This window comes from Paenibacillus sp. FSL W7-1279, assembly GCF_037969845.1.
Lineage (GTDB): Bacteria > Bacillota > Bacilli > Paenibacillales > Paenibacillaceae > Paenibacillus_AQ.
This window is the reverse complement of sequence record NZ_CP150215.1, coordinates 5,160,949-5,178,350: the sequence shown is the minus strand read 5'-3', so window position 1 is coordinate 5,178,350 and position 17,402 is coordinate 5,160,949. Positions and strand designations below refer to the sequence as shown.

Sequence of the window (17,402 nt, the reverse complement as noted above, 5' to 3'; positions counted from 1 at the left end):
ATTCAAGTATACTAAGAGGATTGATTAAATGAATAAGAAATGCCAGGTATTTACACCAAATGAAATTGTCATAGAGCTTTTAAATAAGGTTGATTATAATAATAATTTATTTGGGAAAAAGATCATCGAAAACGCTTGTGGGGATGGAAATATTCTAACGGTTATTGTGGAGCGATACATAACTGATTGTTTAAATAATGGATTGACTACGAAAAAAATAAAAATGGGATTGCAAGAAGATATTTATGGTGCTGAGATTGATAAAGAGCATTATTTAAAATGCATTGATAATTTGAATGCAGTGGCAGAGAAGTACGGCGTGATAGGGGTCAATTGGAATATTCTTAATGTTGATATTCTAAAAGAAGACTTAAAGATTAGATTTGATTACGTTATTGGAAATCCTCCATACATCACATATAAAGATTTGGATAATGAAACCAGGTTGTTTGTACGAGAAAATTATGAAGTCTGTAAGACGGGAAAGTTTGATTATTGTTACGCTTTTATCGAAGCGAGCTTAAAAATCTTAAATGAAAATGGAAAGATGTCTTATTTAATACCTAGCAGTATTTTCAAAAATGTTTTCGCTCAAAAATTAAGAGATTTTTTAATGCCATTTGTCCAACAAATTTATGATTACCAAACAATTAAATTATTTGATGTACTAACATCATCAGCCATAATTGTATGTGATAAAGGACGACCAAGTTATTTTATAGATTACTATAATGTAGATAAGGGAAATACGATTACTATTAATAAAACAGATTTATTTAGTAAGTGGGAATTCACGCAAAAAAAAGCTGTGGATATAAAAGATACTGCTAAATTCGGGGATTTTTTCACCGCATCAATTACAATAGCAACACTTTATAATAAAGCATTTGTTTTAAGTGATTTTAAAGAACTAGAGGATGAAGGACGATACATTGTAGTAGGTTCTTATTTAATTGAGAAGGATTTACTCAAATTGGCTGCGAGTCCCAGATCAATGAATTATAACAAAAATGAATTAATTATATTTCCCTATAATTATAAAGAAGGCAAACTTGAAAAATATAATGAAGATGAATTCGAACGGAGATTTCCCAAAGCAACAAACTATCTGAAGTTGTTCAGTGATAAATTAGCGAAACGTGACTCTGATAAAAATGTGAAGTGGTTTGAATACGGAAGAACACAGGCGCTGTCCCATCTAAATCAAGAAAAATTATTGCTTTCCACTGTGGTGACGAAACAAGTAAAGGTGTATGAACTTTCAAAAGAGTGCATTCCCTATTCAGGAATTTATATCACTCGAAAAGGAAAATTAAACTTAGAATATGCCAAAAATATTTTGGAAAGTGAAGACTTTTTTAATTATGTAAGAAGTATCGGTATAAATGCAAATGGTGCCTCTTTGAGAATTACTGCAAAAGATATTAATAATTATGTGTTTCCAATAAGGGAGGCGTAATAATTGGAAAAGATGAAATACAAAATTTCATCCAGAGCAACCATCCTTTTAGGGAGAGAAAGCGTTTCTAAAGTAGACGGAGCAGTTATTGAACTTGTTAAAAATACTTATGATGCTGATTCACTTATTTGTTTTATATGTTTTGATATTGAACATGACTGCATTTATATTCTGGATAATGGCATTGGTATGACAAAGGAAACTATCGAAAATTATTGGATGTTAATTGGTACAGACAACAAAAGAGAAGAATATGAATCAGCTAGAAATCGTATTAAATCAGGGGAAAAGGGGATCGGGCGTTTCGCTCTTGATAGATTAGGTAGTAGATGTGAAATGTATACAAAAAGCAAATTAAGTCCGAAACTCATTTATTGGGAGACGGATTGGAGGAAGTTTGAACAGACAGGCAAAACTTTGGATGAAATTGATGCGAATTTTGGTTATCTAGATGACAAGTTTATTGATGTTATACCAGCAACTATCTTTAATGACGTATCTTCAATAAATACAAAAAAAGTAATTGAAGAATTTGTTAGCTTGGAAACAGGAACTCTATTAAAAATAAGTGGACTAAGAGATCGGTGGTCTACAAAAGAAATTAGTAATATAACCAACTCTATGGGCTTCTTAATTCCACCAGTGGAACAAAAGGATTATATAATTTGCATAAAAAAATCAATGGAAAGTTCTTATTTAATAATCGAAAATGAGATCTCTGAAGAATATGATTATAAGCTTAGTGCTGAGTTTGATGGTGAAAGCTTCACGATTACTTTAGATAGAAATGAGTTTGACTTGAACAAAATTCCTGCGGAAGTATTTGAACTAGAGGCATTCAAAGAATTTCCGTTTCGATATACAGATTTTAAAGGAAGGAAATTTGAATTTGTATATTCTATTCCACAGCTTATGAGAACTGATGAAGAGGGAATTATTAATTCAGTCAAAGAGATTGGCGAATTTAAGTTTAATTACACATTTATGAAGATGTCATTACAAGATGATTCAAAAGAAACATTTTTTTATAAGGAGATAAGCAAGAAAAGAAAATTATGGTTGGATGCTCATGGAGGAGTGAAGATATACCGAGATCACTTTTTGGTAAGACCATATGGAGACCCTACTTCAGATGCATTTGATTGGCTAGGTTTAGATGCAAGAAAGGCACATAATCCAGCTGGTATATCGCATCCCCAGGGTAATTGGCATGTTAGAAACAGACAAGGTCAAGGCACTGTTTTAATTTCAAGAGTAAATAATTCTTGTATTTTAGATAAGTCGAGTCGAGAAGGCATAATTGAAAATGAATATTTCAGTACATTTAAAAATGTTATAAAAAATATTATTGCGGTGTTTGAGCATGATAGAGCTCATATTGGTAGAGGTATGAAAGAGTACGCTGATATCGTTAACGAAAGAGAAAAAACCAAACAAGAAGGCAATGAGCTAGCGATAAAGATTCTGGATGAAAAGGAAAAAAAAGAAGAAACTCCTCCCTCTACGGAGGAAGTGAAAAAATTAGCTAAAGCAGTCCAGTTCTACGAAGAAGAGCGTGAAGAACTAATAACAGAGATTAAACTACTACGCTCATTAGCAACTAATGGTTTAATCACTACATCAATTGTCCATGATCTAAAGGGGATTAATGCAATACTAGTTAATCGAGTAGATGCATTTGAGTTTGTTATTAAAAATCAAAATGAAGGCATGATTTCTCGGAATTTAAACGATCTTCGCAAAAGTGATATCTTTTTAAAATCATGGATAACTGTTATAACTAATCAAATTAAGAAAGATAAGCGTAAAAGATTAAAGAAAGATGTGTATCAGACCATCGATGAAATAATTGAGGTGATGGCACCTATTCTACAGCAAAAAAAAATCACTGTAGATTTACAGGGAGATGAAAAACAAGTCTTCAAAATGATATTCGTCTCTGATTTCGAGAGTATTATCTACAACTTAATAATTAATTCAATAGAATCTTTTGAAAAGACTAAAGTTTCAGAGAGAAAAATTACTATTGTTTTGGAGACAGAAGGTGACTTTACAATTCATTATAAAGATAATGGAACCGGGTTGGATAGTGTTTTTAAAAATCCATATGATATTTTTAAATTTGGCTCAACAAGCAAGTATGATAAAGATGGTGAGGTAATAGGCACTGGTTTAGGAATGTACATTGTTGCTTCAACAGCAAGAGAGTACAATGCTCAGTACATAATTACTGAATCAGAAAGCGGCTTTGGATTAGACTTGAAATTTCCTTTATGAGGTGATCAATATGGAGCAAATATTAAAAATCGGTATTGTTGATGATGATAGTGGTAAGATAACTCAGATAATGACAAGACTTATGCAGGGACTTGATGGAGCTTCCCCAGAGAAGAAGCAAAAATATTCTTCCTACAAATTTGACCCCATAGAGATTGAGTTGGAAGAAGACTTGAATCAAATAATAGCGGATATATTAGAGTTTCGTTTAGATTGTCTTCTCGTAGATTATAAACTTTCATCATATCAAAACGTAGACTACACAGGTATAGAGCTTGCTAAAGCTTTAGAAAGAGAATTGTATGATTTTCCTGTATTTGTTTTAACATCTTATGATGATGATTTATTCACTAATGAAATTTATAATGCATACCAAGTTTTTGATTTCGATAGATACTTAAGTGAGGAACAAGAGCGTGTTGAGTTGCATTTCAAAATGATTGAACAAATCTTAAAGACAGAAAAGCAAAAGGAATACTGGGAACGGGAATTGCGTACTTTACTTCCGTTAGTAGGAACGTCAGATGAAATTGATACTAGAGTTTTAGAACTTGATTCTAAGTTGGAAAGATCGATAAGTGGTGGTAATGCATTACCTGAAGGATTGAAAAGGGATTTGTCCTCCAACAAAATATCAGAATTACTCGCCAAAATTGACGAGATTTTGGAAAGGGAGTAGCCTTCTTGAAACCGATCAAAATAAAGAAACCCGTTAGATCACATACAGGCATAAAATGGATCACAAATAGTACCAACAAGAAATATTTGGCTCCTGATTTTGATAACAGATGTGCGTATTGCGATGACTTAGACAAGTATAGCGGTGGATATAACGCTTACCATGTAGAACACTTTGCTCCAAAAGAGAAATTTGAAGACTTAAAATTCACTTATGACAATCTACTTTATAGTTGTCCCTACTGTAATATATCTAAGTCTAATAAGTGGGTAGGCAAAACTTCTGATGAGTGTGTTGTAGGAGACAAAGGTTTTCTTGACCCTTGTACTGATGAGTATTACAAACATCTTGGCAGGGACGATGAAGGTAGAATAATATTCCTCACTCCTTTAGGAGAGTACATATATTTTGAATTGAAATTATTTCTTAAGAGGCACTTTATCCTGTATAACATTGATCGCCTTCGCGACAAAAGGTTAGCTTTAAAAGCAAAGATTGATGAAAAAGTAAGCAAGGGTGAGGATGTTGAAAATCTTAGACAAATAAATAGTCTACTCTGTGATGTTCTTTGCGAATATTATGAACTCTTTTTGAAAGATGAAGAGGGGGCTGTCAAAAGTTTAGTAAACTCTTAGAAATACCCCGGTGGGGAAATGGCATTTCTAACGTAAGTGATGGCTGATCAGGCTACGAGAAGCATGAGGTTAAGGCCAAGATGACACCGAATAGCCGTAATGGCAAAAGCAAGAAGTCGGTGATCAGCGAGTACGGGGAGCAGGAAATCACGGTTCCACGGGATCGGCTGGGAGAGTTTGAACCGATCGTGGTCCAGAAACATCAAAAGAACGTAACCGGCATCGAGGACCAGATTATCGCGTTGTATGCCAAAGGTGTCAGTACCCGGGAGATTCAGGACCATTTGCAGAAACTGTATGGCATCGAAGTGTCGTCTACCCTCATCTCCAATGTGACCAACAAAATCGTACCCCTCATAAAAGAATGGCAGAATCGGCCGCTTCAAGGCATATATGCCGTCGTGTACATGGATGACATTCACTTAAAAGTGAAGCAGGACGGAGCCATCGTGAACAAAGCCGCCTATATGGTTATTGGCATTGATTTGGATGAGAACAAAGATGTGCTGGGCATGTGGATTGGCGAAAATGAATCCAGCAAGTTCTGGCTCAGTGTGCTGAATGACCTCCGAAATCATGGGGTCCAAGATATCCTCATCATCTGTGTAGACAACCTGAGTGGCTTCTCTGAGGCGATCACTGCCTGCTATCCAAAAACCGAAATCCAGAAATGCATTATTCACCAGATCCGAAATTCGACTCGTTTTGTGTCTTACAAGGACCTCAAGAAAGTGACTGTCGATCTGAAGCCGATCTACAAAGCGGCCACAGAGGAAGGGGCACTGCTCGAATTGGACCGATTCGAGGAAGTCTGGGACGTCAAATATCCACTCATCGTCCGCTCCTGGCGAAATAACTGGGAGGAACTCTCGACCTTCTTCAAATACCCACCCGAAATCCGTAAGCTAATCTATACCACTAACATGATCGAGAGTTACCACCGGCAGCTCCGCAAAGTTACCAAGGGAAAAAGTATTTTCCCGACGGACGAAGCCTTGCTTAAAATGCTGTATCTGGTTGGACGTGTGCAAAACTGGGGGCAAATGCTACTTCAATTGTCCGTCTTTTTTCCAGATCGAGTGAGCAACTACTTACGCTAAAAACGCCAAAATCCCCCTCGGGGGATTCCTTGGTAAAGAGTTTACACAAAATTATTGACAGACCCTTTGGACAAGGTTCAACTTTCTCGCTCATTTGGGTAAAACAGCCTTCAGCATTATTTTACCCAAATTCCAAGCGAAAAGAGGTGATGCCCCATGACAACGAATCACATACCCAATAGATTAGTCAAAGAAAAATCACCCTATCTTCTGCAACACGCACATAACTCGGAGAACTGGTTCCTTTGGTCGGATGAAGTTTTTGACAAAGCTAAACATGAGAACAAACCTGTCCTCCTATCTATCGGGTATAGCTAACGTTTATTGACCTACACGTACCTGTCATTGATGAGATGTTTACTTTAGTATTAGAAACTATAATTACTCAAGATTTGATGTGCAAAACAAGAAGGGATAACATTCCGAAGCAAAAGTCAAAGAAGATAACTTATAAATTATACTTGCATATTTAAAAAGCAAACAATTTTAGCTCTAAAAATTAAAAATCACACGCCCTTACCCCTCCCGGGTAAGGGCTCTCTTCATTTCCCCACAATCTAACTCTTAATAGCCCCCATCATAATCCCCTTCACAAAATACCGTTGCACAAAAGGATACACCATAATGATCGGCAGCGTAGCGACCATGGTCACCGCCATCCGGATGCTTTCGCTGGAGACCGGGATTCGCTTGGAGCCCTGGGCCAGCTGCTGGGCATCGGACATCATGCCGGCGGTCTGGAACTGGTTGAGGATTTTGACCAGGACGGCCTGCAGGGTCTTGAGCTCCGGCTTGTAGGTATACACATAGGAGTCATACCAGGAGTTCCAATGGCCGATGGCCAGGAACAGGCCAATCGTGGCGAGCACCGGCACGCACAGCGGCATGATGATTCGGAAGAACGTCTGCAGGTCGTTTGCGCCGTCGATTTTGGAGGATTCCTCGATCTCGCCGGGGATCTGCTCCATGAAGGTACGCACCAGAATCATCAGGAAGACGCCGATCAGGCCAGGGAAGATATAGACCCAGAAGGAGTCGATCAGCCCCAGGGATTTGATGATCATATACGTCGGGATGAGACCGCCGCCGAAATACATCGTGAACACAAAGAAGAAGGAGAAGTATTTCCATCCGAGCAGTTTGCGCTTGCTGAGCGGATAGGCGAGCAGCGTGATGAAGAAGATGGATGCCGCCGTCCCGACAACAGTCCGCAGCACGGTGATCTTGATGGCGCTCCAGATCTCCGGATTCCGGAAGATGGTCAGGTAGCTCTCGATCGTTGGCACGCGCGGCCAGAAATACAGGTTGCCCCGCATCGTATCGGTTGCATCGTTCAAGGAGATGACCAGGATGTTCCAGAACGGATAGAAGGTGACGAGGAAGATGCCGGTCAGGAACAGGTATAAAGAGGCATCGAAGATACGCTCAGGCACGGTTATTTTGCTTAACATGGATGTACCTCCTTATGGTTTAGAATAGGGACTGCCCGTTCAGCTTCTTCGCCGTATAGTTGACGATGACCACGATGATGAACGCCACCACGGAGCTGAACATGCCGACGGCTGCCGCATAGGAGAACATGCCGTTCTGGATACCATAGCGGAACGAATAGGTGGACAGGACGTCGGAGTAATCCCGCGTCAGGTCATTGCCGAGCAGGAAGTGCTGGTCGAAGCCCGCGTTCAGGATGCCGCCAAGCGCCAGAATCAGCAAAATGACAATGGTTGGCTTCAGGTGAGGCAGGGTGATGTACCGGATCTGTTTAAAACGGTTGGCGCCGTCCACCTTGGCCGCTTCATAAAGCTCCTGGTTGATGGATGAGATGGCCGCCAAATACATGATCGAACTGTAGCCCATATCCTTCCACGTATTGCCGAGCGCAACGATCCACCAGAAGTACTTGCCGTTCTGCAGGAATAAAACGCTTTCATCGGTGATGTGTAGGAATTTCAATATGCCGTTAATCGCGCCGTCCGAGGAGAGCAGGGTCACGATGATGTTGGCCGCGATAACCCAGGATATGAAATAGGGAAGATAGGAGGCGGTTTGCACCGTCTTTTTGAATTTCACGTTCTTGATCTCATTAATCGCGATGGCGATCAGGATCGGCATCGGGAAGGAGAAGAGCAGCGTGATCAGCGTGGAGGCCAGCGTATTTCGCATGACGATCCAGAAGTCGCCGTTGTTGAAGAAGTAACGGAACCATTCCAGGCCGACGAACTCGCTCGTGAACAGGGTCGACCAGAAGCCGCCGAGCGTCGGCTGGTAATTGACGAAGGACATGTATAGGCCAACCATGGGCGTATACGCAAACACAATGGCCCAGATCAGTCCGGGCAGCATCATCAGGAATAGATACTTCTGCTGCTTCAGCATGGCCCAGCGGCTTTTTCGATGAGGACTCAAGTTCAAGTCACTCCGCGTCTGTAAGGTTGTAGCAGGTTTCATATGGGGCACCTCGCATCTCAAGTTAACTCAAATTATAAGACTCGGAAAAAATGAGTGTCGATATGACAATGTAACGAAAGATGCTTGAAAATAACTTACATCGTCAATTCCCATAGTTAAAAAAACGAAATCGCTATAATATTAAGGGATAAAGCCGACACAGGGGGTATGAGCATGTATAGCATTTTTCTCGTAGATGACGAAGAGCTGGAGCTTGAGATGATCCGAGATTATATTCGTTGGGAAGAGATGGGGATATATGTAGCCGGAACAGCCCTGAACGGCAGGGATGCCCTGGAGAAAATCGAGGTGATTCAGCCCGATATCGTACTGACGGACGTCCAGATGCCCGTCATGACCGGGCTTGATATGGCGAAGCGGGTGAGTGAGTTATTCGACTGGATTCAGTTCATCTTCCTGACCGGACACGATGAATTCAATTATGTGAAGTCGGCCTTAAACGTGGGAGCCGTGGGCTATTTATTGAAGCCGCTGGATCTGAGCGAAATTGTAAGCGTTATCGATAAAGTCAAGCGGCGCTGCGAGGAAGTGCGGATGAAGAACCGCTCCATTCGCGTGACCAAATCCAATATTGTACGTGAGATGATATTCGAGCAGAACGAGGAGCGATTCCGAAACCTTGCTGCCAGCTACCATAAGCTGTCCCGCCATACGGAGCCGAGGACGTACACGCTTACGCTGCTCGGCATCGATGCTCCGCACGCTGCACAGCCGGGACCGTCCCTCGAGGATGGCATGGCGCGCCTGCAGACGTTTATGGAGGAGTGGCTTTCGGACAAGAAACTCGAGGCGGATCTGGTCATCTGCCGGGAAGGCGAGCTGGGCATCTTCATGGATGCCGCCGGCCATCTGAGCCGCTTTACGTGGGAGGATCTGCTGAAGCAGATGCAGCATACGCTGGGGTTTACGATGACCGCGGCCGTGAACGAGGAGCCGGAAGAGCTGTCCCGCATCCAGGATGTATACCGGGAGACGCGGCAGATGCTGGAGGAGATGTTTTACGTCGGGAACGGGAGAGTCATCTATGCCAAGGACGTGCTGCGGCAGCTGGAGAGCCGGCAAATTCCTCCTTTCCAAGAAGCGGCCTATTTCGAGGACATTCATCAGCTGGCGTCCGAGCAAGCCGCGCAGAAGCTGCGGGATTACTTCAACCGGCTGGTCATGCTGCGAATCCGAAAAACCGAAGTGTGCGACTTTGCCATCGGACTGGTGGAGTCTCTGCTGGAGGGGATTCACGAACCGATCACGGAGAGCCACAAGCGGGCGGAGCTTTACCAATCCATCTATCAGTGCCGTACCATTATTGAAATCGAAGCGATCATCATGGATTTCGCCGGGCATGCGATTCGGACGCTGGAACACCGGTTCATGGACAAAAATGCAAGGCTGGTGCACCAGGTGCGCACGACGATCGACCAGACCTATCATCAGGCCATCACGATCAACAGCTTGTCCGATCAGGTGTATCTGTCTCCCAACTACCTGCGTTCCATCTTTAAGGAGAAAACCGGCATGACGATCCATGATTACCTAACGAGAATCCGGCTGAACAAAGCCAAGGAGCTGCTGGCCGACGATTCGCTCAAGGTGCAGGACATCGCCCAAAGGGTCGGTTATGAGAGCACATCCTACTTCATTTCCTTATTCTTAAAAAGTCAAGGAGTTACGCCGAATGAATACCGCAAAAACATCTAGCCCGTCCGGCCCGTGGAGCCGGCTGGCAGGGGCTTTCCCGTTCGCGCACTTACGCGCATACACCAATTGGCGGCTCCGGCACAAGTTCTTTTTCATCTTTCTGATCGTGATCATCCTTCCGTTCTCGCTGCTGATCTATTATTCGTATTCTTCGACCCGCAGCACGATTACGGAGCATACCTATACGGCCTTGGGCGGATCGCTGGCACAGATTAACACCAACGTGGAGAAGCGGCTGGAGTATTACAATCAGCTGTCGAACATCCTCTACATGGATGCGCAGCTCCGCAATTATCTGTCTACTGATTATGAGCAGGCGTACTATTATCTGGACGCCTTCCAATATATCAACCGGACGCTGCCGTCCCTGATGACCCTGAATGCCAACATTCTGGGCATCACGATTTATACGGGGAACCATACCCTCTATTCCGACGGTCAATACGTCAAATATACGGAAGAGCTGCCCCGGGCGATGGAGGAGCAGGTGCTGGATGCCGCCGGCAATACGGTGTACTTCCATTCCGGGAATTTCAAGGCCGATGATGCACATATCACCATTGCCCGTTCGTTAAGTTATTTCAGCCTGCAGCATCCGTACGGGATATTGACCATGGACATTAACGCGAACGAATTCTACTCCCTGATCAAAATGGAGAACGACAACAAAAGCGTCTATATTATCGACGAGTTTGGCGGCGTGATCAGCACGGGGGATCAGAACCTCCAATCGAACCAGCTGTTCGACGTGTTTCCGATTCAGGAGCGGATGACCCAGGATGCGGGCTCATTCGATATGAAGATTAACGGCCAGGAGCGTTTTTTCACGTATAAAAAGCTCAGCAACGGTTGGTCCACGGTCATCACCGTGCCCTACGACGAGCTGCTGGCCAATGCGAATCAGGCGACCAAGAACGTTATCTGGTTCTCCGTGCTGGCGATTGGCATTGCCATCCTGCTGCTCTATTTTACGACCAAGGTCATGACCAAGCGGATCGAGGTGCTGCTGCAGCAGATCCGGAAGGTGGAGCGCGGAGATTTCCGGCTGTCGATTAAGCCGATGGGGCATGACGAGATCGGTCAGGTGTCTTTTGCGTTCAATAAGATGGCCTCGACGATACAGTCCCTGATCCATGACGTGTACGTGAAGGAAATCGCAAGGAAGGAGTCGGAGCTGAATACGCTCCAGGCCCAGATCAACCCCCATTTTCTGTACAACACCTTGTCCTCGATCTCTTCCCTGGCGATCAAAGAAGGGGCTATGCAGGTGTACCAGATGGTCAATTATTTGGCCAAGTATTACCGAGTTTCGCTGAATAAAGGAAAGCGCATCATTCTGCTGGAGCAGGAAATCAATCTGGTGAAGAATTATGTCGCGATCCAGAAGATCCGGTTCCGGGACAAGCTTCATATGCATTACGACCTGGATGAGCAGCTGTTCGGGAACACAACGATCAAGCTGATTCTGCAGCCGTTCATCGAGAACTGCATCAATCATGCCATTGGGGACGAATCGGGAATCAACATTAACGTGAAGCTCAGACAGGAGGGAGACGACATCTTGCTCCAGGTCATCGACGACGGCATCGGAATGACCCCCGAACAGCTCGATCGCGCGCTGAGCAAATCGGATAATCTGTCTGGATATGGCGTGAAAAACGTGAATGACCGGATCAAACTGACCTACGGAGAGGAATATGGCGTCAGCATCTTCAGCCGGCTCGGCATCGGAACCGCGGTGACCATTCGGATACCTGTAATCTCCGATAGGCATCCTGCAAACGAACGGGACCCGCAGCAGGCGTTACCCTGAATGAAAGACATTTTGCATCATGGATTGTAAGATTGCGTTATAGATCAATGAACTCCCGATTTTTACAATGATAGATATATTCGAGCTTTTGAATATGACGACCTTAGAAAGGGGTTCAGGGAATGAAGAAACTAAAATTGATGCTGGCAGCAGCGCTCGTTATGACAACGCTTTCGGCTTGCGGCGGCAACCAGAAGGCGGCATCGGGCGGAGACAGCGGTACGAATGCGGACAGCAGCGCGCCGATCACGTTAACCTGGTTTGACCAAAACACGGGGGATGCCTTTACCAATCCGGTCGCTAAAGTGATTACGGAAAAAACAGGCGTGACCGTCGAGATCCAGCAGCCTACGGGCAATCCGGTTGAGAAGCTGAATCTGATGCTGGCCAGCGGCGATCTTCCGGACGTTATTTTGATGAGTCGTGGAAGCGATATCATGAACAAGTATATTACCTCGGGCGCGGTGATCCCGCTGAATGATCTGATTGAAGAGCACGGACCGAATATCCAAAAAATGTACGGCGACACGCTCGCCAAAACGCGAAGCGAGGACGGCAACAATTATTATTTCTCCAACTGGTACGGCTTGGAGCAGTACCCGGTATTCGGATTCATGATGCGCATGGACATCATGAAGGAGCTGGGCGTCGGCGATAAGGTGAACAACGGCGAGCCGTTTACCGCGGAGGAATTCGAGGAGCTGCTGGTTAAGTTCAAGGAGAAATATCCAACCATCGATGGAAAAGAAAGCATTCCGATGACGCTCAACGGCGAGAACGTCGGAGCGGTGACCGGCAGCTTTAAGGGCATGTACGGCATGATGCCGTATTATGAAACGAACGGAGAGCTGAAGAAGGACGTCCGCGATCCGCGCTATCTTGAAATGGTCAAATATCTGAATTCCCTTTACCGCAAAGGCCTGCTCGATAAAGAATGGGCAACGATGAAGACCAAGCAGTTCGAGCAGAAGCTCGGCAACGGCAACGTATTTGCCACGGCGGAAGCGCTCTGGAATGTAGGCAATGCGAATGCGCTGCTCAAAACCGAAGCAGCCGATAAGGCCACCGAGGAAGAGCGTCAGTTCTACCAATATAAAGTGCTGGCCCCGGGCGTGAAGCCGGAAGAGGCCACTTACGGGCCGAAGAGCTCCCTGGGCTGGGACGGAGTCGCCATTAGCCGCTCCAACAAGGATCCGGTCCGGACGATGAAGCTGCTGGATTTCCTTGCCAGCGAGGAAGGCCAGTATCTGCTGATGTGGGGAGTAGAGGGCGAGCATTGGGACATGAAGGACGGCAAGCATGTGCCAAGACAAGAAGTGCTGGACGCTTTCAAGAAGAATTGGGACGAAGCTTCCCGTACGACGGGCATTCGCAAGTGGACCTGGATGATCAAGAACGGTCCCGGCGAGGACGGAACCCCGTATGACCTGATGGGCCGTTACCAGACCGATCCGGTCACGGATCTGGCGATCAAGAACCTGGCCGATACGTCGTTTGATACGGCACCGTACGACAATCTGGGTCCGGCTGGCGGAACGCCAGAAGCCATTATGGAAACGAAGGTGAACGACACCATCAATAAATATTTCCTGAAGATGGCCCTGTCGCCGTCCGAGGACCAAGTGGTGGAATCCTATAACCAGATGATGGCCGAGATCGAGGCGGCTGGCCTGGCCAAGCTGGAGAAGATTTATACGGACAACTTCAACAAACGTCAAGAGCTGTGGGGCAAATAATCTGGCCAAGGGGAGTCAAAAGATGCTTCGTCTTTTGGCTCTCCTTTTTTTCTTGCGCAGGCAAAAACCATATCAACACGAATCGGAAGGATGATATTCTGTGACCATTCAATACCAAGAACAGTTTCGCGTGTTTGCGATACAAACCGATAACAGCTCCTATCTGTTCGGCATCAACGACAGCGGCAATCTGCAGCATCTATACTGGGGAGAGTCCATCGCGATCGAAGATGCGGCGCCGCTGCTGCGGCCGAGATCGCACAGCTCGTTTGACGCGGAAGTCCATTCGGAGGTGGAGGAATACAGCTTCTGGGGCGGCGTCAAATACAGCGAGCCCAGCCTGAAGGTCCGCATGCCGGATGGTGTGCGCGACTTGGCGGTTCGTTATGCCGGGCATCGCACGCTGCAGACGGAAGGCAGAGAGACGCTGATCATCGTTATGAAGGACGAAGCGTACCCGCTTGAAGTGGAGCTGTCCTACCGGGCGATTCCCGAGTGCGACCTGATCGAACGTTCGGCCCGGATCGTCAACCGCGGCGAGGCGGATATCGTGCTGGAGAACGCGCAGTCCGCGGCCTGGGTCATCCCCTATCTGGCGGATTACCGCCTCACGCACGTGACGGGAAAATGGTCCGGCGAATTTCAACTGCGCAGCACTTTCCTCACCGAAGGCAAGAAGGTGCTGGAATCCCGTAGGGGTTTCACGGACAGCCATGCCAACCCGTGGTTTGCGATGGATGACGGACATGCCACGGAATCGGCGGGGCAGGTCTGGTTCGGGGCGCTGGCCTGGAGCGGGAACTGGAAGATTACGGCCGAGCGGACGGTGTTCGATCATGTTCGGGTGACCGGAGGCATCAATGATTTCGACAGCGAGTGGGTGCTGGGAGCGGGAGAAGTCTTCGATACGCCCGGCTTCGTCGGGGGATACAGCAGCGGCGGCTTTGGCGGGATGAGCCGGCGGCTGCACCGCTATCAGTATTCGGATGTCTTGCCGGGCCGTGAAACGAGACCGGTCTTGTATAACTCCTGGGAAGCGACGTACTTCGATGTCAATGCCAAGGATCAAATGGCTTTGGCCGAAAGAGCCGCGCGTTTGGGCGTGGAATTGTTCGTCGTGGACGACGGGTGGTTCGGCGGGCGCAACCATGATCGGGCCGGGCTAGGCGATTGGTTCGTGAACCGGGAGAAGTTCCCGAACGGTCTCGGCGAGCTGATTGACAGGGTGCATGAGCTCGGCATGGATTTCGGCATCTGGGTCGAGCCGGAGGCCGTCAATCCGGACAGCGACCTGTACCGGGAGCACCCGGATTGGGTGTACCATTTCGAGAAGCGGGAGCGCTCGGAGCTTCGCAATCAGCTGCTGCTGAACATTTCGAAGCCGGAGGTTAAGGCCTACATTCTGCAGTTTATGACGTACCTGCTGGAGAAGCATGACATCAAGTTCATTAAATGGGACATGAACCGGACCGTAACCGAACCCGGCATGAAGGATCATCCGCTTCACCGCCAGAAGGAGATCTGGATTCGCCATGTTCAGAGCCTGTACGAGATTTGGGCGGAGCTGCGGCGCAGATTCCCGCATGTGGCGTTTGAAACCTGCGCCGGCGGCGGAGCGCGCATCGATCTTGGCATCTTCCGGTATGCCGACCAATCCTGGCCGAGCGATAACACCGATGCCTTTGACCGCCTCAGCATTCAGGAGGGCTTCTCGTATACGTATGCTCCGCGGATGATGACCTGCTGGGTGACGGAATCGCCGACAGGGATGAATCGCAGACAGGTATCCCTGAAATACCGCTTCCACAGCGCCATGATGGGAACGCTCGGCATCGGCTCCAACCTGAATGAGTGGAGCGATGAGCTGATTGCGGAATCGGCCGAATATGTCGCACAGTATAAATCCATTCGCCATCTGGTTCAGTTCGGCAGCCAGTATCGCCTCGCCTCGCTTCGGCATAAAGGCGTAACGGCCGTGCAGTACGGCAGCGAAGACGGCAGCGACAACGTGCTGTTTGCGTTCCTGCACAGCCAGAAGCTGGGCGAGCCGCTGTCGAGATTGCAGCTGACCGGACTGCAAGCCGATCAGTCGTATGCCATTGAGGGGGTGGCCGGCACATGGAGCGGCAGGGCACTCATGAACATCGGGATCGAGCTGCCGCTGCGTGGGGATTTTGACAGCTTGGCGTATCGGATTCAGAGACAGGAATGAGATTGAAATAGAAAAGCGTCGTATTGCCTTTCGCGATACGACGCTTTTTACGGTTGACTATTCAACGTATAAGTATGACCCATATCGGATTCTATAGTTTAGGAAATGGGTCCATATTGCGTCGTTCAAATCTGACTTTTCATCATAACGGGTTATCAAGATCCTTCCCTCTTCTTTTTGAACGACGTACCCTACATATTTATTCACAGGCTCATCTTTTTCTTTGCTGTTATTGCTGCATCCACAAATAATAATGGCAAACATGACTAGACAGGGTATGAATTTGTTAATCATGATTTCCTCCCAGTCAAAAAAAGTGTGTGGTCAATCGAACCAAAGCTTGGGTTCAGTATAAGGAAATGACCAGGAAATCCTACCCCTTCCGGGTATCTCGGTATTCGGAAGGGGATTTTCCCATGATTTTTTTGAACAGCCGCGAGAAGTAGTAAGGATCCTGGAAGCCGAGACGGTGGCTGATCTCCTTGACGCTCTGGCCGGTCAGGTCCAGATGCTGGCAGGCCCGCTGGATTTTGAGCCGCAGATAGTAATCGATGGGGGAGTAGCCCGTCGCTTCCTTGAACCGGAAGGTGAAGTGAGGTATGGACAGGTTGGCGTAGGCCGCCAGCTCCTTCAGGCTCACATGCCCCTCCAGATGCTCGGTCATGAACCGAAGCGTCCGCTCCATGTCATGTTTGTTGTGCTGGTGTTGCCCCCGCTGCGGTTGAAGCCGGGCAAGGCGGATGATGGCTGCCAAGTGGCCGGCGAGCTGCGAGACATGGATGATATGGTTCAGCGTATACCCTTTTTGCAGCAGCTCGTAACTTTCCTGAAACAGCTCCACGATGCTCCTTGACTGTTCGACCGGAACGACGGCGGGTTCGGCTGCGTCGGTAAAACCCTCGAACAATAAACCTGCATGCGTCCCCTTCATATGCCACCAGTAAATGCTCCAGGGATGAAACTCCGAGGATCCATATTCATGCGCCGTTTCCGGCGGGATGACAACCGCCTGCCCCTTGAGCAGAGAATAGGTTTTGCCGCCGTTTAACCGGTACCAGCCTTCCCCCTCCACGCAGTAGATTAAGATGTACGCGCCGCTGCCCTCCGGGCGTTCCCGGTAGTGATGCAGCGCACGCGGAAAGTACCCGATGTCGGTGACGTGCAGCGGTTGCACAAGCGGATGGCGGGCAGCCTCTTTCATAATATGATCCGGGAGGACCATGATTTTCTGGGATTCGAATCCGTCTGGTTTTCGTATGGTATCCATAGCTTTACTATGAATCGGAACGGAATTGTTGTCAACCGGATTGAGCGACTAATAATCAGA

General features: G+C 46.7%; 12 protein-coding genes and 1 pseudogene. 10 read left to right on the top strand and 3 right to left on the bottom strand.

Annotated features, from left to right (window positions below; all coding sequences use genetic code 11):
* The first annotated feature begins 28 nt into the window (after positions 1-28).
* The 6 genes and pseudogenes from MKY82_RS23325 to MKY82_RS23300 all read left to right on the top strand — a co-directional run bounded on the left by MKY82_RS23325 (position 29) and on the right by MKY82_RS23300 (position 6,468).
* A complete protein-coding gene (locus MKY82_RS23325; RefSeq protein ID WP_339294462.1) occupies positions 29-1,459 on the top strand; it encodes an N-6 DNA methylase in 1,431 nt (476 codons plus the stop codon).
* A 12-nt stretch (positions 1,460-1,471) separates the two neighbouring features.
* Positions 1,472-3,736 (top strand): ATP-binding protein, encoded by a 2,265-nt coding sequence (locus MKY82_RS23320; protein WP_339296708.1) that lies wholly within the window; start codon positions 1,472-1,474, stop codon positions 3,734-3,736.
* 10 nt (positions 3,737-3,746) lie between these two features.
* Complete coding sequence (locus MKY82_RS23315; protein WP_339294461.1) at positions 3,747-4,415, top strand: hypothetical protein; 669 nt, start codon at positions 3,747-3,749, stop codon at positions 4,413-4,415.
* Between the two features lie 5 nt (positions 4,416-4,420).
* Entirely contained in the window at positions 4,421-5,050 is a 630-nt protein-coding gene (locus MKY82_RS23310; RefSeq protein WP_339294460.1) for an HNH endonuclease, read from the top strand.
* Between the two features lie 2 nt (positions 5,051-5,052).
* Positions 5,053-6,150, top strand: a pseudogene (locus MKY82_RS23305) (IS256 family transposase).
* A 156-nt stretch (positions 6,151-6,306) separates the two neighbouring features.
* A complete protein-coding gene (locus tag MKY82_RS23300) occupies positions 6,307-6,468 on the top strand; it encodes a DUF255 domain-containing protein (RefSeq protein ID WP_339294459.1) in 162 nt (53 codons plus the stop codon).
* A 239-nt stretch (positions 6,469-6,707) separates the two neighbouring features.
* On the opposite strand, the gene MKY82_RS23295 is transcribed toward MKY82_RS23300, so the two are convergent.
* Together MKY82_RS23295 and MKY82_RS23290 are read right to left on the bottom strand one after the other, a co-directional pair.
* A complete protein-coding gene (locus MKY82_RS23295) occupies positions 6,708-7,601 on the bottom strand; it encodes a carbohydrate ABC transporter permease (RefSeq protein ID WP_339294458.1) in 894 nt (297 codons plus the stop codon).
* A 19-nt stretch (positions 7,602-7,620) separates the two neighbouring features.
* On the bottom strand, positions 7,621-8,598 hold the full coding sequence (locus MKY82_RS23290; protein ID WP_076325175.1) for an ABC transporter permease subunit: 978 nt from the start codon (positions 8,596-8,598) through the stop codon (positions 7,621-7,623).
* Positions 8,599-8,772: 174 nt separating this feature from the next.
* On the opposite strand from MKY82_RS23290, the gene MKY82_RS23285 reads away from it, so the two are divergent.
* The 4 genes from MKY82_RS23285 (at position 8,773) to MKY82_RS23270 (ending at position 16,075) form a co-directional block, all read left to right on the top strand.
* Positions 8,773-10,314: a response regulator gene (locus MKY82_RS23285; protein WP_339294457.1), complete on the top strand. Its 1,542-nt coding sequence runs from the start codon at positions 8,773-8,775 to the stop codon at positions 10,312-10,314.
* Positions 10,292-12,127: a sensor histidine kinase gene (locus MKY82_RS23280; protein ID WP_339294456.1), complete on the top strand. Its 1,836-nt coding sequence runs from the start codon at positions 10,292-10,294 to the stop codon at positions 12,125-12,127. The genes MKY82_RS23285 and MKY82_RS23280 overlap by 23 nt, the downstream gene beginning before the upstream one ends.
* A 122-nt stretch (positions 12,128-12,249) precedes the next feature.
* Positions 12,250-13,863, top strand: a complete 1,614-nt coding sequence (locus MKY82_RS23275) for an ABC transporter substrate-binding protein (protein WP_339294455.1) — start codon at positions 12,250-12,252, stop codon at positions 13,861-13,863.
* A 100-nt stretch (positions 13,864-13,963) separates the two neighbouring features.
* A complete protein-coding gene (locus tag MKY82_RS23270) occupies positions 13,964-16,075 on the top strand; it encodes an alpha-galactosidase (protein WP_339294454.1) in 2,112 nt (703 codons plus the stop codon).
* A gap of 373 nt (positions 16,076-16,448) precedes the next feature.
* Here the strand turns inward: MKY82_RS23270 and MKY82_RS23265 are convergent, their stop codons facing one another.
* The gene (locus MKY82_RS23265; RefSeq protein WP_339294453.1) at positions 16,449-17,342 is read right to left on the bottom strand and encodes an AraC family transcriptional regulator; all 894 of its coding nucleotides are present in this window, start codon (positions 17,340-17,342) and stop codon (positions 16,449-16,451) included.
* Between the last annotated feature and the right edge of the window lie 60 nt (positions 17,343-17,402).